Raw genomic sequence first — 18216 nt, forward strand, 5'->3', positions numbered from 1 at the left:
TCGCCTCAACCTGGACGGTTTGCGGCGTGTCCGGCGAGTTACCTGAATGCGGGATAGATGTGGTGCGAAAAATCACGTCACCGGTGCCGGGTTAAACACCGCCAGCTGATTATGTAATCCCCATTGATCCGAGAAGGTTTTCTTCCGCCCGCTGGCGACATCCAGAATGAAGTGGAACAGTTTCCAGCCCACGTCCTCAATGCTCTCTTCTCCGGTGGCGATGGTGCCCGCGTTGATGTCCATTAAGTCATACCAGCGGTTTGCCAGCTCGGTGCGGGTCGCCATCTTGATCACCGGCACCGCCATCAGGCCGTACGGCGTGCCGCGCCCGGTGGTAAAGACCTGTACCGTAATGCCGGACGCTACCTGCTGAGTACCGCAGACGAAATCGCTGGCCGGCGTTGCCGCGTAGATCAGGCCGCGCCTCGTCGGGCGCTGGCCCGGAGAGAGCACTTCCACAATCGCGCTCTGGCCGGATTTGGCAATGGAGCCGAGCGCTTTTTCCACCACGTTCGCCAGGCCGCCTTTTTTGTTCCCCGGAGACGGGTTGGCGCTGCGGTCGGTTTTGCCCATATCGAGATAGCTATCGTACCAGGCCATTTCCTCAAGCAGGCGCTTGCCGACCTCTTCATTAACGGCGCGCGGCGTAAGCAGATAGATGGCGTCACGCACTTCGGTTACCTCGGAGAACATCACCGTGGCGCCGCAGCGAACAAGCAGATCGGACGCATAGCCCACCGCCGGGTTGGCCGTCACGCCGGAGAAGGCATCGCTGCCGCCGCACTGTGTTCCCACTACCAAATCAGACGCCGGGCAGGTTTCGCGCTGGCGCTTGTTGAGCTTGTCCAGATGGCGTTCAGCTACCTGCAGGATATCGTCGACCATTGAGCGGAAACCCACGTGGCGTTCGTCCTGCAGGCGCACGATGCTGGCCTCGTCTGCGGGAATGGCTTTCACATCTTCGGTGCCCTGCAGCAGGCGCTCTGGCTGCAATTTTTCACACCCCAGACCAATTACCATCACCTCGCCGCCAAAGTTCGGGTTGAGGGCAATATTGTGAATGGTGCGGATCGGCACTACCGCAGCGGGTGCGTTAATCGCCACGCCGCAGCCGTAGAGGTGGTTCAGGCCCACCACGCCGTCGACGTTCGGGTATTTCGGCAGCAGATCGCGTTCGATGATTTTCACCACGTAATCCACTACGCCCGCCACGCAATGCACGCTGGTGGTAATGCCGAGCAGATTCTTGGTGCCGACGCTGCCGTCCGCGTTGCGGTAGCCTTCGAAGGTATAGCCCTCCAGCGGAGGAAGCGGTTCCGGCACGCGGGTCGCCAGTGGAAGCGTGTTCAGCGGCGGCGCTTCCGGCAGCGCCACCAGCGACTCCTCAACCCAGCTGCCCTGCGGTATAGAGCGAACGGCATAGCCGATGACTTCACCGTAACGTACGATTTCGCTGTTAGCAGGGATATCCACCAGGGCGACTTTATGTCCCTGCGGAATATGCTCAATCAGTTCCAGCCCGTCCGGGAGGCGGGTGCCCGCTTTTAAGCCATTGTCGTTGACAATTATCGCCACATTATCGGTGTCGTGGACTTTTATATAAAACGCCGTCGGCGATGCCTGTCGAATTTCAATGTCGGCCATTGTTCAGTATTCTCCAGCAAAGTGTCTGATAATAAATTCAGCCAATTTTCTAATGGTAGAAATAAATACGCGGCTTTCAGAATTAAAGCATGTCAGCATAGGGGATATGAAAATGTGATCGCGATCGCTCCAGAACCGGTAATGCCTGATTCTGTGCATTAGCGCCCAGCGCCTTGTGCATATGCAAAAAAATTCTTTGAAATGTTACGCAATGCTTGAGCATTAAAACAATGTGCGGTCGTGGGTTGCGTTTTATACTGAATGACGATTTTATAACGCCAAAATACGTCAGAATAATAAATATAATGCTGGTGCGGTGTCTGAATAAATAAAATGATACTGAAAAAGGCTGCGGAATAAAAAAGGTAAATACGATGAGTAACGATATCTTCCCGAATAAATTTAAAGCGGCCCTCGCGGCACACCAGATTCAGATTGGCTGCTGGTCCGCGCTGGCAAACCCAATCAGCACCGAAGTGCTGGGCCTGGCTGGTTTTGACTGGCTGGTGCTGGACGGCGAACATGCGCCGAACGATATCAGCACCTTTATTCCGCAGCTGATGGCGCTGAAAGGCAGTCCCAGCGCCCCGGTAGTGCGCGTGCCAACTAACGAGCCGGTAATTATCAAGCGCCTGCTGGATATCGGTTTCTACAACTTCCTGATCCCGTTTGTGGAGACGGAAGAACAAGCGGCCCTGGCCGTAGCCTCAACGCGCTATCCGCCAGAAGGGATCCGCGGCGTTTCCGTTTCGCATCGCGCCAATATGTTTGGCTCCGTGCCGGACTACTTCGCGCAGTCCAATAACAACATCACTATTCTGGTTCAGATCGAGAGCCAGCAGGGAGTTGATAACGTTGACGCGATTGCCGCCACAAACGGCGTGGACGGTATCTTCGTCGGCCCAAGCGATCTGGCGGCCGCCTTTGACCATCTGGGTAACGCCGGCCACCCTGACGTGCAGCGCGCGATCCAGCACATCTTTGTCCGCGCTAAAGCTCATGGCAAACCGTGCGGCATTCTGGCGCCGGTTGAGGCTGACGCCCGTCGCTATCTGGAGTGGGGAGCCACGTTTGTTGCCGTCGGCAGCGACCTCGGGGTATTCCGCTCGGCCACGCAGAAATTAGCCGACGCTTTTAAAAAATAACCATCATTGAGGAAACAGATTATGACGCTGAAAGTGGGTTTTATTGGCCTGGGGATCATGGGTAAACCAATGAGTAAGAACCTCATCAAAGCGGGTTACTCACTGGTGGTATCCGATCACAATCCGCAGGCCGTGGCAGAGGTGATAGCTGCGGGCGCTGAAACGGCCACCACCGCGAAGGCCATTGCCGAGCAGTGCGATGTCATCATCACCATGCTGCCCAACTCCCCGCATGTTAAAGAGGTTGCGCTGGGTGAGAACGGCATTATCGACGGTGCGAAGCCGGGCCTGGTGCTGATTGATATGAGTTCTATTGCGCCGCTTGCAAGCCGTGAAATCAGCGAGGCGTTAAAAGCGAAGGGCGTCGATATGCTGGATGCGCCGGTCAGCGGCGGTGAGCCGAAAGCGATCGACGGCACGCTGTCGGTGATGGTCGGCGGAGATAAAGCCGTTTTCGATAGATACTACGACCTGATGAAAGCCATGGCGGGCTCCGTGGTGCATACCGGAGACATCGGGGCGGGTAACGTGACCAAGCTGGCAAACCAGGTGATTGTGGCGCTGAACATTGCCGCCATGTCCGAAGCGCTGACGCTGGCAACCAAAGCGGGCGTCAACCCGGATCTGGTCTATCAGGCCATTCGCGGCGGTCTGGCGGGTAGTACCGTACTGGATGCCAAAGCGCCGATGGTGATGGATCGTAATTTCAAACCCGGTTTCCGCATCGACCTGCACATTAAAGATCTGGCGAACGCGCTGGATACGTCACACGGCGTAGGCGCACAGCTGCCGCTGACCGCGGCGGTCATGGAGATGATGCAGGCGCTGCGTGCGGATGGCCTGGGCACGGCCGATCACAGCGCGATTGCGTGCTACTACGAAAAACTGGCGAAGGTGGAAGTGGCGCGTTAATCACGCCTTGCCCACACCTGAGGGTGACAGCGGCGCGCAAACCCTCTATACTGCGCGCCGAAGCTGACCAGACAGTCGCCGCTTCGTCGTCGTCCCTTTCGGGGGAGACGGGCGGAGGGGAGGAAAGTCCGGGCTCCATAGGGCAGGGTGCCAGGTAACGCCTGGGGGGGAAACCCACGACCAGTGCAACAGAGAGCAAACCGCCGATGGCCCGCGCAAGCGGGATCAGGTAAGGGTGAAAGGGTGCGGTAAGAGCGCACCGCGCGGCTGGTAACAGTCCGTGGCACGGTAAACTCCACCCGGAGCAAGGCCAAATAGGGGTTCACATGGTACGGCCCGTACTGAACCCGGGTAGGCTGCTTGAGCCAGTGAGCGATTGCTGGCCTAGATGAATGACTGTCCACGACAGAACCCGGCTTATCGGTCAGCTTCAACTTCTTAAAAAACCCCGCTACGGCGGGGTTTTTGCTTTCCGGGTGTTGCTGGCCGGGTAAGCGCAGCGCCGGACAAACGACATCAATTCTCATATTTGCGACATTAAGCACATTTCACTGTTTTTATCCCTTCCGTATCGCTCCTGCATCTGTAGACGATCGCCATCACAAAATTTCACGCTAAAAAACACACGATTTTTAGTATTGATAATTTGTTATGTTTGTTACCTTTATGATCCCGAAACTTTTCGCGTTTGATATGCATATATTGAAATCAAATACATTTCTCCCGTGAATATGTGACGCATTCCACTCTTTTCCGCAAACCTGAAAATTCGCATCGGAAAAATTTAATAAATTGAAAGAATGTTTCAAGCAAATAGCGGTTATTTATTGGTCTTTAATTGCCTGAAAGATCGTCTTTATTGATTTTTTTAACGCTGAAAAATTTATCAAGGTTATCGCCATAAAATAAATTTATTACTACTGCTTTTATTGATCGATATCAGCGTAATGGTGTGGTTGTATTTATTTATGTTATTGATAATAAATGCATTTTTTGGTTTTCGTTGTTCCTGTGAAGCGTGCGAAAAAGCAAATTGTGAGTGACAGCACATACCCCCTTAAACACTATTAGGTAGAATCCGCTCCGTCATAGGGAAATAAGCGCAGAATATTATGAACACTATTATTCTACCGAAAACACAGCACCTCGTGGTATTTCAGGAAGTCATTAAAAGTGGCTCCATAGGTTCTGCAGCAAGACAGCTTGGCCTGACGCAACCCGCCGTCAGCAAAATCATCAGCGATATTGAGTCCTACTTCGGCGTGGAAGTGATGGTGCGTAAAAACACCGGCGTAAAACTCACCGCCGCGGGTCAGGTTCTGCTCTCGTACTCTGAGTCGATCACCCGCGAAATGAAAAACATGGTGAGTGAGATTAACAGCCTGAGCTTCAGTACCGTTATGGACGTCTCCTTTGGCTACCCGTCGCTGATCGGCTTTACCTTCCTGTCCGAGATGATCAAAAAATTCAAGGAAGTGTTCCCGAAAGCACGCGTCTCGATGTATGAAGCCCAGCTCTCCTCTTTCCTTCCGGCTATTCGCGACGGTCGTCTGGATTTCGCTATCGGCACGCTGAGTGATGAAATGCTGCTGCAGGATCTGCACGTCGAACCGCTTTTTGAGTCCGAGTTTGTGCTGGTCGCCAGCAAAACGCGAACGTGCACCGGCCCGACGACACTGGCATCGCTCACGCACGAGCAGTGGGTGATGCCGCAAACCGATATGGGCTACTACAAAGAACTTCTGACCACCCTGCAAGACAACCACATCAGCATCGAAAACATCGTCCAGACCGATTCTGTCGTCACCATTTATAACCTTGTCCTCAATGCCGATTATCTGACGGTCATTCCCCGCGACATGATTGCGCCGTTCGGTTCTGATCAGTTTATTGTGTTGCCCGTAGAAGATGAATTACCCGTGGCGCGTTATGCCGCCGTGTGGTCAAAAAATTACAGGATTAAAAAATCGGCGTCAGTATTAGTTGAGCTGGCAAAACAGTATTCGTCGATGAATATCGAAAGACGACGATGAATAATGAGTAATCAATTTAAAAACACCCAGAGCTTATCTCTGTAACGCTCTGATACCCTGACTTTGCCCGAAAAGAATGAATTATTATAACGAGGATATTATGCATATTACCTACGATCTCCCGGTAACGATTGAAGATATTCAGGACGCCAGAAAACGACTGGCAGGAAAAATATATAAAACAGGTATGCCGCGCTCGAATTATCTTAGCGAACGCTGCAAGGGCGAAATATTCCTGAAGTTTGAGAACATGCAGCGTACCGGCTCGTTTAAGATCCGCGGCGCGTTTAACAAATTAAGCTCGCTGACCGACGCTGAAAAACGCAAAGGCGTTGTCGCCTGCTCCGCGGGAAACCACGCGCAGGGTGTGTCCCTCTCCTGCGCGATGCTTGGCATCGACGGCAAAGTGGTGATGCCGATGGGCGCGCCGAAATCCAAGGTGGACGCGACGCGCGACTACTCGGCGGAAGTGGTGCTGCACGGCGAGAACTTCAACGACACCATTGCCAAAGTCAGCGAAATCGTCGAGATGGAAGGACGTATTTTTATTCCGCCTTACGATGACGCCAAAGTGATCGCCGGGCAGGGCACCATCGGTCTGGAAATTCTCGAAGATTTATACGACGTGGATAACGTTATTGTGCCTATCGGCGGCGGCGGTTTAATTGCCGGGATTGCGACGGCAATTAAATCCATCAACCCCACCATTAATATCATCGGCGTGCAGTCAGAAAATGTTCACGGCATGGCGGCATCGTACCAGGCCGGGGAAATAATGAGCCATCGCGTTACCGGCACGCTGGCCGACGGCTGTGATGTTTCTCGTCCCGGTAATTTACCGTTCGAAATTGTTCGCGAGCTGGTTGATGACATTGTGCTGGTCAGCGAAGACAACATTCGCGACAGCATGATTGCGCTTATTCAGCGAAATAAAGTGGTGACGGAAGGTGCCGGCGCGCTGGCCTGTGCCGCGTTATTAAGCGGCAAGCTTGACCACTATATTCAGGGTCGTAAAACCGTCTGCATTATTTCCGGCGGCAATATCGATCTCTCCCGTGTTTCCCAAATTACCGGCTTCGTTGACGCATAAAGGTGACCTATGAGCAACACAGAAAGCATTATCGTTGGCCAGACAAAAACGTCCTCCTGGCGTAAGTCTGATACCACATGGACGCTCGGCCTGTTTGGTACCGCCATTGGCGCAGGCGTGCTGTTCTTCCCCATTCGCGCAGGCTTTGGTGGATTGATCCCTATCCTGCTGATGCTGGTTCTCGCGTTCCCGATTGCGTTTTACTGCCACCGCGCGCTGGCGCGTTTGTGCCTCTCCGGCAGCAACGTCTCCGGCAACATCACCGAAACGGTGGAAGAGCACTTTGGTAAAACCGGTGGGGTGGTGATCACTTTCCTCTACTTCTTCGCCATTTGCCCGCTGCTGTGGATTTACGGCGTCACCATTACCAACACCTTTATGACCTTCTGGGAAAACCAGCTCCAGCTGCCTGCGCTGAACCGCGGCGTGGTGGCGCTGTTCCTGCTGCTGCTGATGGCCTTTGTTATCTGGTTTGGTAAAGACCTGATGGTGAAAGTCATGAGCTTCCTGGTGTTCCCGTTTATCGCCAGCCTTGTGCTGATTTCCCTGTCGCTGATCCCTTACTGGAACTCGGCGGTGATTGATCAGGTCAACCTGAGCGATATCGCCTTTACCGGTCATGACGGCATTCTGGTCACGGTGTGGCTGGGTATCTCCATCATGGTCTTCTCCTTCAACTTCTCGCCTATCGTCTCCTCGTTTGTGGTCTCCAAGCGCGAAGAGTACGAGCCGGAGTTCGGGAAAGCGTTCACCGAGCAGAAATGTTCCAAAATCATCGGTCGCGCCAGCCTGCTGATGGTGGCCGTGGTGATGTTCTTCGCCTTTAGCTGCCTGTTTACGCTCTCTCCGCAGAACATGGCGGACGCCAAGGCGCAGAACATTCCGGTGCTCTCCTACCTGGCGAACCACTTTGCGTCAATGTCAGGAACCAAATCGACGTTCGCAACGGTACTGGAATACGGTGCCTCCATCATCGCGCTGGTGGCTATCTTCAAATCCTTCTTCGGTCACTACCTGGGCACGCTGGAAGGGCTGAACGGCCTGATCCTCAAGTTTGGCTACAAGGGCGATAAGAAGAAAGTCTCCGTTGGCAAGCTGAACACCATCAGCATGGTGTTCATCATGGGCTCCACCTGGGTTGTGGCCTACGCCAACCCGAACATTCTGGACCTTATTGAAGCCATGGGGGCGCCAATCATTGCCTCTCTGCTGTGCCTGCTGCCGATGTATGCCATCCGCAAAGCACCGGCGCTGGCGAAATACAAAGGGCGTACCGAGAACATCTTCGTTACCGCGGTCGGCCTGCTGACCATTCTGAATATCGTTTACAAACTGTTCTAACCCATTGCTCAGGAAGAGCGGAGTCACATGATGATTGAGTTTCCGGTTGTACTGGTTATTAACTGCGGATCGTCCTCTGTTAAGTTTTCGGTGCTCGACGCTAGCAGCTGCGATGCCCTGATGACGGGCATTGCAGACGGGATCAACACCGAGAAGGCCTTTATTTCCGTGAACGGGGGTGAGCCAGCCAGACTGGCTCACCAGGACTACGAAGGGGCGCTGGCTGCCATCGCCCTGGAGCTGGAGAAGCGTAACCTGATGAGCAGCGTGGCCTTAATTGGCCACCGCATTGCGCACGGGGGAAACCTCTTCAGCGAGTCGACCCTGATCACGGAAGAGGCGATCGCGCAGATTCGCCAGGTCTCCCCGCTGGCACCGCTGCATAACTACGCCAACCTGAGCGGCGTGGAAGCGGCAGAGCGCCTGTTCCCGGGCGTGCAGCAGGTCGCGGTATTTGATACCAGCTTCCACCAGACGCTGCCGCCGCAGGCGTATCTGTACGGATTGCCGTACCGCTATTTTGAAGAGCTGGGCGTGCGCCGCTACGGCTTCCACGGGACCTCTCACCGCTACGTGGCCGCACAGGCGCATACGCTTCTCGGGCTGTCCCCCGACGACAGCGGCCTGGTGATTGCCCATCTCGGCAACGGGGCGTCGATCTGCGCGGTGCGCAACGGCGAAAGCGTCGACACCTCGATGGGGATGACGCCGCTGGAAGGGCTGGTGATGGGGACGCGCTGCGGCGATGTGGACTTCGGCGCGATGGCGTGGATTGCCCAGCAGACCGGCCAGTCGTTTGAGGATCTGGAGCGCGTGGTCAATAAAGAGTCCGGGCTGCTGGGGATTTCCGGCATCTCCTCCGATTTACGTGCGCTGGAGAAAGCCTGGCACGAAGGCAACGAGCGGGCGCAGCTGGCAATACACACCTTTGTTCACCGCATTGCGCGACATATTGCCGGCCACGCGGCGTCGCTGCACCGCCTGGATGGGGTGGTCTTTACCGGCGGAATTGGCGAAAACTCGAAGCTTGTCCGCGCGCTGGTGGCGGAACATCTGAAAGTCTTCGGCATCATCCTCGACGACGCCAAAAATGCCCTGCCGGGGAGCGCGGGTGAGCGCGTGATCTCCACCGAATCGTCCCGCGTGGCCTGCGCGGTTATCCCTACCAACGAAGAAAAAATGATCGCGCTGGACGCCCTCCGTCTTGGAAAGGTTACCCCGGCCGCGGCTTACGCCTGATAAAGCGAGAATCACATGAAAGTAACAATCGATACGGGCGTCGCGCCCTACAGCGACGCATGGGCCGGGTTTCGCGGTGAAGAATGGAAAAACGCCGTCAACGTCCGCGATTTTATTCAGCATAACTACACCCCTTATGAAGGCGATGAAGCTTTCCTCGCGCAGGCGACGCCAGCAACGACGGCGCTGTGGCAGAAGGTAATGGTCGGCATTCGCCAGGAGAACGCCACCCACGCCCCGGTGGATTTTGATACCAACATCGCCACCACCATTACGGCCCACGGGCCGGGCTATATCGACCAGGATCTGGAGACGATCGTCGGCCTGCAAACCGATAAACCGCTCAAGCGCGCGCTGCATCCTTATGGCGGGATCAACATGATCCGCAGCTCGTTCGAAGCCTATGGCCGGGAGATGGATCCGCAGTTCGAATACCTGTTTACCGACCTGCGCAAAACCCACAACCAGGGCGTGTTTGACGTCTATTCGCCGGAGATGATGCGCTGCCGTAAATCCGGCGTGCTGACCGGCTTGCCGGACGGCTACGGGCGCGGACGCATTATCGGCGACTATCGCCGCGTGGCGCTGTACGGGATCGCTTATCTGATGCGCGAGCGCGAACTGCAGTTTGCCGATCTGCAGGGCAGGCTGGAGCGCGGTGAAGATCTGGAGGCGACGATCCGCCTGCGTGAAGAGCTGGCGGAGCACAGGCGCGCGCTGCTGCAGATCCAGCAGATGGCGGCGAACTATGGCTTTGATATTTCACGTCCGGCGATGAACGCCCAGGAAGCGGTGCAGTGGGTCTATTTTGCCTATCTTGCAGCGGTGAAATCCCAGAACGGCGGGGCGATGTCGCTAGGGCGCACGGCCTCGTTCCTCGATATCTACATTGAACGCGACATGCAGGCAGGAAGGCTGAATGAAGTCCAGGCGCAGGAGCTGATCGACCACTTCATCATGAAGATCCGCATGGTGCGCTTCCTGCGCACGCCGGAGTTCGACACGCTCTTCTCCGGCGATCCGATCTGGGCGACGGAAGTGATCGGCGGCATGGGGCTGGACGGGCGCACGCTGGTGACCAAAAACAGCTTCCGCTATCTGCATACCCTGCACACCATGGGGCCTGCGCCGGAGCCGAACCTGACGATCCTCTGGTCTGAACAACTGCCGATCGCGTTCAAGAAATACGCCGCGCAGGTGTCGATCGTCACCTCTTCGCTGCAGTATGAGAACGACGATCTGATGCGTGCGGACTTCAACAGCGACGACTACGCCATTGCCTGCTGCGTCAGCCCGATGGTGATCGGCAAGCAGATGCAGTTCTTTGGCGCGCGCGCCAACCTCGCCAAAACGCTGCTTTACGCGATCAACGGCGGCGTGGACGAGAAGCTGAAGATCCAGGTCGGCCCGAAAACCGAGCCGCTGCTGGACGACGTGCTGGATTACGATACCGTGATGGCGAGCCTCGACCACTTTATGGACTGGCTGGCGGTGCAGTACATCAGCGCCCTGAACCTCATTCACTACATGCATGATAAGTACAGCTACGAAGCCTCGCTGATGGCGCTGCACGACCGCGACGTCTATCGCACCATGGCCTGCGGCATTGCCGGGCTGTCGGTGGCGGCGGATTCCCTGTCGGCCATTAAATACGCCACGGTGAAGCCGGTGCGCGACCACACCGGTCTGGCGGTCGATTTCGTGATTGAAGGAGACTATCCGCAGTACGGCAACAACGACGACCGCGTGGACAGCATCGCCTGCGACCTGGTGGAGCGCTTTATGAAGAAAATTCAGGCGCTGCCAACCTACCGCAACGCGGTGCCAACCCAGTCGATCCTGACCATCACCTCCAACGTGGTTTACGGCCAGAAGACCGGGAACACGCCGGACGGACGCCGCGGCGGCACGCCGTTTGCCCCAGGCGCGAACCCGATGCACGGCCGCGACAGAAAAGGGGCAGTGGCCTCGCTAACGTCGGTGGCCAAGCTGCCGTTCACCTACGCGAAAGACGGGATCTCCTACACCTTCTCCATCGTGCCGCAGGCGCTGGGCAAGGACGAGCTGGTGCGCAAAACCAACCTGGTGGGGCTGCTGGACGGGTACTTCCATCACGAAGCGTCCATTGAGGGCGGGCAGCATCTGAACGTCAACGTCATGAACCGGGAAATGCTCCTCGATGCCATCGCGCATCCCGAGAATTACCCGAACCTGACGATCCGCGTTTCAGGCTATGCGGTGCGTTTTAACGCCCTGACGCGCGAGCAGCAGCAGGATGTGATTTCGAGGACGTTTACGCAATCTATCTGACGACATTCAGGTCTCATGCCCCCTCACCCTGGGGGCATTTTTTTGCCCGCTAAACATACAAAATTGTTTATATAATTACTCACACATATTCATCCGCTCTTGAAAAACAATACGCCTGCTTTTCCCTATCACAGCATGTAAGGACAGTAAGATGATGAAAATGACCCGTATTGCGCTGGCCGCCGCCTCGCTGGCAGCGTGCAGCTTAACGGCACAGGCCGCGAACGTTGAGGCTGCCCCGTCTCCCTCGCAGGATCCGCTGGTACAGCACCTGAAGCTCAGCAATGAGCAGGTTAAAAAGATTGAGGATCTGCATAAGCAGCTGGAACAAAATGTCAGCAAGATCCCCATGACGGGGGTGAAGGACGGCGCGCTGATCGACATGTTCCAGGCGGGTAAATGGGACGAAAGCACGGTGAAAAGCCAGCTTGCTGCCTTTAGCAAAATTGAAGAGCAGACCCGCTATTACCGCGTGAAATATTACTTCGACGTCAGCCAGGTGTTGACGCCGGAACAGCGTAAGCAGATTAGAACCGATATGGCTAACGCGCTGGCAGAGTGATTTCTTACGGCGCCGGATGATTCTGCCGTGGCTCGATCGGTTCCCTCTCCCATTGGGAGAGGGTTAGGGTGAGAGCATTCTCTAAACCGGCAAATCAATCAGCAGCGCGCGCAGCGGCGTATCCGCCACCAGGGTGATATTCGCTTCATCACGAATAAACGCCCCGTCGCCGCAGGTGAGCGCTTCTTTCTCTTCCGTGTGCGTCACCGCATGTACCGTACCGTGAATAGACTGCAAATAGGCGCGCGGACCATGAAGCTGGAAGCTCGCCTGATCACCTTTCTTCAGTTCGATATGGTGCAGCCACACCTGCTGGCGCAGCTGCAGGCTACCTTTACTGCCGTCCGGCGATGCAATCAGCTGCTGCTTATCGCCCGTTAAATCTAACTTCTGTACCAGCGGATTTTCCCGCTCGGGGCAGGCGTCCAGCCACAGCTGCATACGGGTCAGCGTTTTGTCTTTGCTGAGGTTATGCTCGCTGTAGCTGATGCCCGGCTGCGTGGAAATTAACAACGCTTCGCCAGCCTTTGCCTGGACATGATTGCCCTCGCTATCGCGGTATTCTGCCTCGCCTTCCAGGATCAGGTTCAGGATATCGACTTTCGGGTACGTACGCGGCTGGAAGGAGGCGCCCGGGGCGAGCACTTCCTGGTTTAACACGCGCAGTGAAGCGTAACCGAGGAGTTTAGGGTCAAAGTAGTGTCCAAAGGAAAAGGTGTAGCGGGCCTGCAGCCAACCGAAATCGGCTTGTCCGCACTGTTTAGCTGTTCTTGTCGTAATCATAAACTTGACCTCTCTTTACACTAAAACAATGGTAAAGGTATGGACGCTGCATTGTTAGCCAGATATTCTGCCCGGTATGTTCAAATTTCCTGAATGAGAACGAGATGGCTAAAGAGAGAGCATTGACGCTTGAGGCGCTTCGCGTCATGGACGCGATTGACCGGCGCGGCAGTTTTGCGGCGGCGGCAGATGAGCTGGGGCGCGTTCCGTCTGCGCTAAGCTACACCATGCAGAAGCTGGAAGAAGAGCTGGACGTGGTGCTGTTTGACCGCTCCGGTCATCGAACAAAATTCACCAACGTGGGGCGAATGCTGCTGGAGCGCGGCCGCGTGCTGCTGGAAGCGGCGGACAAGCTCACGACGGACGCCGAAGCGCTGGCGCGCGGCTGGGAAACCCATCTGACGTTAGTTACCGAAGCGCTGGTGCCGACAGAAGCGCTGTTCCCGCTGGTGGACCGCCTGGCGGCGAAGGCCAATACGCAGCTGTCAATCATCACCGAGGTGCTGGCAGGCGCGTGGGAACGTCTGGAAACGGGCAGGGCGGATATTGTGATTGCGCCGGACATGCACTTCCGTTCCTCATCGGAAATCAACTCGCGCAAGCTCTACAGCGTGATGAACGTCTATGTTGCCGCACCCAATCACCCGATTCATCAGGAGCCGGAGCCGCTCTCTGAAGTGACGCGTGTGAAGTATCGCGGCGTGGCGGTAGCGGATACCGCGCGAGAGCGTCCGGTGCTGACGGTGCAGCTGCTGGATAAGCAGCCTCGTCTGACGGTCACGTCTTTGGAAGACAAACGTCAGGCGCTGCTGGCGGGTCTGGGCGTGGCGACCATGCCGTACCCGTTTGTCGAAAAAGACATTGCTGAAGGGCGGCTGCGCGTAGTCAGCCCGGAATATAGCCACGAGGTGGATATCATTATGGCGTGGCGCCGTGACAGCATGGGCGAAGCCAAATCATGGTGTTTACGCGAAATTCCGAAGCTTTTCACGCAATACAATAAATAAAATCGTAATTTGTAGGCCCGGTAAGCGAAGTGGCCACCGGGCTTTTTTTATGCGCCGATCTTAGGATCCGGACCAAAGCGGTTTTCGCCCGGCGTCCCGCTCTGGCAGTTGAAGATCAAAATCACGATCCAGCCAATAATCGGGATCAACAGCAGCAGTAGCCACCACGCTGAACGATCGGTGTCGTGCAGTCGACGGAACAGCACCGCCCATGATGGCAGCAGGACTAACAGGCCATAAATGGTGGTCAGCACGCCTTCACCGCCAGCCCGCTCCCAGCCAAGAATTTTATCCACAATACCCAGCACCATAATGAGAATGAAGTTCACCAGAACGAACATCCAGTACTCTTTGCGGCGGGCACGGCCACCAAATCCAATGTAGTTACGCAGTACTTTTAAATACCAGTCCATTTTTCCTTGCCTCATTAGTCAGTCAATCACTTGTTTTCTAAGCGATCGAGGTAAGGATAGATGGAGATTGTGAATTAAAAAAGGGCATCTGGTGATGCCCTTCGTATTTATCCAAATCGGACGTCGCGCCCGTGAGGTTCATCCAGATCCTGCCACGGCCCAATGGAGATAATGCCCGTCGGGTTGATGGTTTTGTGGCTGCGGAAATAGTGGGTGCGAATATGGTCGAAGTCGACCGTGTCGGCAATACCCGGCATCTGGTAGATGTCACGCAGGAAACCATGCAGGTTCAGGTAATCGCTGATGCGGTGTTTGTCGCACTTAAAGTGGGTGACATAGACCGGATCGAAGCGAACCAGCGTGGTCCACAGGCGGATGTCCGCTTCCGTCAGGCGATCGCCCGTCAGGTAGCGATGCTGGCCCAGGATCTGCTCGAGACGCTCAAGCGATTCAAACACCTTTCCGACCGCTTCGTCATACGCTTCCTGGCTGGTGGCGAAACCGGCCTTGTAGACGCCGTTGTTGACGTTGTCGTAAATCCAGCCGTTCAGCTCATCAATCTTATCGCGCAGTTCAACCGGGTAGTAATCCCCGGCGCGGGCGCCGTGCGCGTCAAACGCGGTATTGAACATGCGGATGATTTCCGCAGACTCATTGCTGACAATCGTCTGGTTTTTCTTATCCCACAGCACCGGTACGGTAACGCGCCCGGTGTAGTGAGGATCGGCGCGAAGATAGAGCTGGTAAAGGAAATCGTGGTGGTAGAGATCGTCGCCGGTCGCCGCGGGGAAATCACTGTCAAACGTCCAGCCGTTTTCCAGCATCAGCGGGTTCACGACCGAAACCGGAATTAAGGATTCGAGACCTTTAAGCTTGCGCACAATCAGCGTGCGGTGTGCCCACGGGCAGGCAAGCGAAACATAAAGATGATAACGGTCTTTCTCAGCCGCGAAGCCGCCTTCGCCGCTCGGGCCTGGCGCGCCGTCGGCGGTCAGCCAGTTACGGAAGGCCGAAACTGAGCGCTTGAAGCGACCTCCGGTGGATTTGGTGTCATACCAGACATCCTGCCATACGCCGTCTACGAGTTGTCCCATTTTTTCTCCTCCGTCAGATAGCAAAAGCGAGGAGATGTCTCCTCGCTTTGTGTTCATTCAGTATAGCGTGCTTACCACTTCTTATTCAGAACGCGGTCGATGCTGTATGCGCCCGGACCAGTGACGGCCAGCAGCAGGAAGCCACCCGCGATGGTCAGGTTTTTCATGAACATCAGAGAGTTCACGCCTTCCGCAAAGTTGCTGTGGAAGATGAACGCCGTCAGCACGGTGAAGCCTGCGGTAAACAGCGCGGTAGTACGGGTCAGGAAGCCGAACAGTACCGCCAGGCCGCCGCCGAACTCAAGAAGAATGGTCAGCGGCAGCAGGAACCCCGGAACGCCCATGGCTTCCATATACTGCTGGGTACCCGCATAACCGGTGATTTTTCCCCAACCTGCCACGATGAACAGAATTGGCATCAGAATACGCGCGACCAGTACACCAACATCTTCTAATTTTTTCATTTTACTCTCCAGGAAACCACATGAGCGGCTGAACATTATTTGTCTGCAATTCCGGGTAGATACCGCGGCGTTGCTGTCGATGGAGAGGATAATAAACGGGGCGGGTGGTAATTGTTAGCAAGGAAAACTGTCAATCTTCTTCAAAGATATTGAGTAAGGGGGCGTGCGCGCTGGTGCCCTGATCCCAACCCTCTCCCGCTGAGAGAGGCCGCAAAAACAAAAAACGGTAACCAGGGTTACCGTTTTGCTTTTATCACCGCAGCTGCTGCTGCCGTAACGTGGCTTTCACCAGACGCCAGGCGCTCCAGGCGCCGAATCCACGACGAGCCCAGCGGATCAGCATGTTCGGATGACGAACGGACCAGATCGCCATTACGCTGCTGCCGACCAGCGCCCAGGAACGCAGGCTCAGGACGGTATTCCAGCCCCGGTCAAACCGTCGCGTCGCGTCGATCCAGTCGCGACGACTGGCCGACAGATCCAGCCGTTGCTGCTGGATCTGGCTTAACAGGTACGCTTTTCGCTTTTGACGTTCGGCTTTATCGCTCACGGCTAGTCATCCTCCAGCAGAGCGCGATCGTTCGCCAGCTCCTGACGCGTATGGCGCAGGAAAGTGGACTTGCGCGCTTTACGCAGCGTCCAGATACCGCCTATCAACGCGGCGACCAGCAGAACGACGGTGGTGGCAATCATCGCGTTAAGACGATACTGCGGATCGATGGCCCAGATGATTAACACCATCAGGCTCATCAGGCCAAACGCGGCGAAGAGCATGGTCAGCCCGAGCATCAGCAGCATCTGGAAGAGGTTCGCTTTCTCCTCCTCCAGCTCGACCACTGCGAGCCGGACGCGCGTTTCGGCAATCCCGACCAGCGTCGTTAAAATACGCTGGCCGATGCCGAGGACGTTGTTAGCAGGCCCTTGTGCGTGACGAGGATCTTCCATATCAACGACGCGTCAGAAGGACACCCAGTACCACACCCACTGCGGCACCAATCCCTACACCCGTCCATGGATTATCACGCACATATTCGTCCGCGCGCGCAGCCGCTTCGCGGGTCTGTTTCGCCAGCGCATCACCGGTTTCACCCAGGCGATAGCGGCTCTCTTTCAGCGCCTGCTCCGCCTTGCTGCGCAGCTTGCTGACCTCTTCTTTTGACTTGTCAGCAGAGGAGTTCAGCACCTCTTCAAGGGTATCGGCCAGGGATTTCAGTTCAGCGCGCAGATGTTCAGACGTCGTATCTTTTGACATGATTCTCTCTCCTGTTGAGATTTCCGTTAACTCAATAATCGCGAGCTTCCAGCGCTTTCAGGTCGTCCTGCGCTTCTTTCAACTTCTTCTCGCGCTTAGCAATTTTTTCCGCATCTCCTTTCTCTTTCGCTTCCTGCAGGTCGCGACGGCGCTCGGCTATCTCGTCCTTCTGTTCAGCGATTTTCTTCTTGTGATCGGCACGAAGCTTGCTGTCTGAACAGTTCGCTTTCACTTCGCTCAGCGCTTTTTTAAGACCATCAACACGGTGCTGATTGTTATGCTTTTGGGCATAACCGATCTCACGCTGAATATCCTGTTCTTTCTCCTGACAGAGAGAGTTTGCGAAGGATGCTGTGCTTAAAGAAAAAAGGGCCAGAGCCAGAGTCATGCGGAATTTCATTATCGAAACCTTCCATTGTGTTGCGGCGTTAGCCGCTATCCAAAGTTATGCGGAGTACATCGAGGGGTGCTCCGCGTACTTAAGCATAGTAAGTAAACGGGGGATTCACCAAAGTGAGTGAAAAGATTCGGAATCCTGGAAGTTATCCAAACCGATGCGACGTATCGCGAATCAATGACAGCCAGGCTGCAGGCTGGCTGTCATCTTCCTGCTGGGCAATGATATACCCGTGCGGCAGGGTACGGTCGAGAACCACTTTCGCGGCGGCACTTTGCGCACGGGAATCAAACTTGATCAGTAAAACATCGTCCTGCGGGGTAATGCTCTTAAAGCGGATCCCGTTCGCGTCCAGATGATGCCAGACAGAAAAACCGTCAGGCACGCTGGCGCCCTGGTTTACCGGGCGGATGGCCAGCGTCGATTCCTGATGCGAAAGCGCGCTCCATGCCAGCAGCATGGCGCTGAGGACGATCAGCGTAATCACGGCAACGGCAAAACGGCGCAGGGCGAGCGGTGAGATAGCCATC

19 protein-coding genes and 1 other RNA gene are annotated in these 18216 nt (G+C 55.6%); 10 read left to right on the forward strand and 10 right to left on the reverse strand.

Annotated elements, in window-relative coordinates; all coding sequences use genetic code 11:
• Window positions 1-72: 72 nt before the first annotated feature.
• Window positions 73-1644, reverse strand: a complete 1572-nt coding sequence (garD, locus tag SPH27_RS15315; protein ID WP_182071516.1) for a galactarate dehydratase — start codon at window positions 1642-1644, stop codon at window positions 73-75.
• A gap of 374 nt (window positions 1645-2018) precedes the next feature.
• On the opposite strand from garD, the gene garL reads away from it, so the two are divergent.
• From garL to SPH27_RS15360, 9 genes are all read left to right on the forward strand, one after another.
• Window positions 2019-2789, forward strand: coding sequence for a 2-dehydro-3-deoxyglucarate aldolase (garL, locus tag SPH27_RS15320; protein ID WP_182071517.1), 771 nt, complete (start codon window positions 2019-2021; stop codon window positions 2787-2789).
• Between the two features lie 21 nt (window positions 2790-2810).
• On the forward strand, window positions 2811-3701 hold the full coding sequence (gene garR / locus SPH27_RS15325) for a 2-hydroxy-3-oxopropionate reductase (RefSeq protein ID WP_047060279.1): 891 nt from the start codon (window positions 2811-2813) through the stop codon (window positions 3699-3701).
• Window positions 3702-3760: 59 nt separating this feature from the next.
• Window positions 3761-4137, forward strand: an RNA gene (gene rnpB / locus SPH27_RS15330) — RNase P RNA component class A.
• Window positions 4138-4813: 676 nt separating this feature from the next.
• Window positions 4814-5734 (forward strand): transcriptional regulator TdcA, encoded by a 921-nt coding sequence (gene tdcA, locus SPH27_RS15335; RefSeq protein WP_008501504.1) that lies wholly within the window; start codon window positions 4814-4816, stop codon window positions 5732-5734.
• A 100-nt stretch (window positions 5735-5834) separates the two neighbouring features.
• Window positions 5835-6824: a bifunctional threonine ammonia-lyase/L-serine ammonia-lyase TdcB gene (gene tdcB, locus SPH27_RS15340; RefSeq protein WP_182071518.1), complete on the forward strand. Its 990-nt coding sequence runs from the start codon at window positions 5835-5837 to the stop codon at window positions 6822-6824.
• A gap of 9 nt (window positions 6825-6833) precedes the next feature.
• A complete protein-coding gene (gene tdcC / locus SPH27_RS15345; RefSeq protein ID WP_029739656.1) occupies window positions 6834-8165 on the forward strand; it encodes a threonine/serine transporter TdcC in 1332 nt (443 codons plus the stop codon).
• A gap of 30 nt (window positions 8166-8195) precedes the next feature.
• Entirely contained in the window at window positions 8196-9404 is a 1209-nt protein-coding gene (tdcD, locus tag SPH27_RS15350) for a propionate kinase (protein ID WP_045888073.1), read from the forward strand.
• Window positions 9405-9419: 15 nt separating this feature from the next.
• The gene (gene pflB, locus SPH27_RS15355) at window positions 9420-11714 is read left to right on the forward strand and encodes a formate C-acetyltransferase (protein ID WP_182071519.1); all 2295 of its coding nucleotides are present in this window, start codon (window positions 9420-9422) and stop codon (window positions 11712-11714) included.
• A gap of 151 nt (window positions 11715-11865) precedes the next feature.
• Window positions 11866-12276, forward strand: coding sequence for a Spy/CpxP family protein refolding chaperone (locus SPH27_RS15360; protein WP_182071520.1), 411 nt, complete (start codon window positions 11866-11868; stop codon window positions 12274-12276).
• Window positions 12277-12357: 81 nt separating this feature from the next.
• Here SPH27_RS15360 and SPH27_RS15365 read toward each other — a convergent pair whose 3' ends face one another.
• Window positions 12358-13059 (reverse strand): pirin family protein, encoded by a 702-nt coding sequence (locus SPH27_RS15365; RefSeq protein ID WP_033146726.1) that lies wholly within the window; start codon window positions 13057-13059, stop codon window positions 12358-12360.
• Between the two features lie 104 nt (window positions 13060-13163).
• Here SPH27_RS15365 and SPH27_RS15370 point away from each other — a divergent pair, with 104 nt between their 5' ends.
• Window positions 13164-14066 carry a LysR family transcriptional regulator gene (locus SPH27_RS15370; protein WP_029739659.1) on the forward strand — a complete coding sequence of 301 codons (903 nt, stop codon included), beginning with the start codon at window positions 13164-13166 and terminating at the stop codon, window positions 14064-14066.
• Window positions 14067-14113: 47 nt separating this feature from the next.
• Here SPH27_RS15370 and SPH27_RS15375 read toward each other — a convergent pair whose 3' ends face one another.
• The 8 genes from SPH27_RS15375 to mzrA all read right to left on the reverse strand — a co-directional run bounded on the left by SPH27_RS15375 (window position 14114) and on the right by mzrA (window position 18215).
• Window positions 14114-14479 (reverse strand): DUF805 domain-containing protein, encoded by a 366-nt coding sequence (locus SPH27_RS15375; protein ID WP_029739660.1) that lies wholly within the window; start codon window positions 14477-14479, stop codon window positions 14114-14116.
• A gap of 107 nt (window positions 14480-14586) precedes the next feature.
• Complete coding sequence (locus SPH27_RS15380) at window positions 14587-15573, reverse strand: glutathione S-transferase family protein (RefSeq protein ID WP_048981210.1); 987 nt, start codon at window positions 15571-15573, stop codon at window positions 14587-14589.
• Window positions 15574-15644: 71 nt separating this feature from the next.
• On the reverse strand, window positions 15645-16037 hold the full coding sequence (locus SPH27_RS15385) for a DoxX family protein (RefSeq protein WP_023309292.1): 393 nt from the start codon (window positions 16035-16037) through the stop codon (window positions 15645-15647).
• Window positions 16038-16290: 253 nt separating this feature from the next.
• A complete protein-coding gene (locus SPH27_RS15390) occupies window positions 16291-16587 on the reverse strand; it encodes a YqjK-like family protein (protein ID WP_039260464.1) in 297 nt (98 codons plus the stop codon).
• Window positions 16588-16589: 2 nt separating this feature from the next.
• Window positions 16590-16982, reverse strand: a complete 393-nt coding sequence (locus SPH27_RS15395; RefSeq protein WP_023333540.1) for a phage holin family protein — start codon at window positions 16980-16982, stop codon at window positions 16590-16592.
• Between the two features lies 1 nt (window position 16983).
• Complete coding sequence (locus SPH27_RS15400) at window positions 16984-17289, reverse strand: DUF883 family protein (protein ID WP_008503141.1); 306 nt, start codon at window positions 17287-17289, stop codon at window positions 16984-16986.
• Window positions 17290-17320: 31 nt separating this feature from the next.
• Complete coding sequence (locus SPH27_RS15405) at window positions 17321-17689, reverse strand: DUF1090 domain-containing protein (protein WP_058841630.1); 369 nt, start codon at window positions 17687-17689, stop codon at window positions 17321-17323.
• Window positions 17690-17831: 142 nt separating this feature from the next.
• Window positions 17832-18215: an EnvZ/OmpR regulon moderator MzrA gene (mzrA, locus tag SPH27_RS15410; protein ID WP_039260467.1), complete on the reverse strand. Its 384-nt coding sequence runs from the start codon at window positions 18213-18215 to the stop codon at window positions 17832-17834.
• Window position 18216: the final 1 nt, after the last annotated feature.

The organism is Enterobacter sp. A103, assembly GCF_034427535.1.
In the GTDB taxonomy this organism is placed as follows: Bacteria; Pseudomonadota; Gammaproteobacteria; order Enterobacterales; family Enterobacteriaceae; genus Enterobacter; species Enterobacter asburiae_B.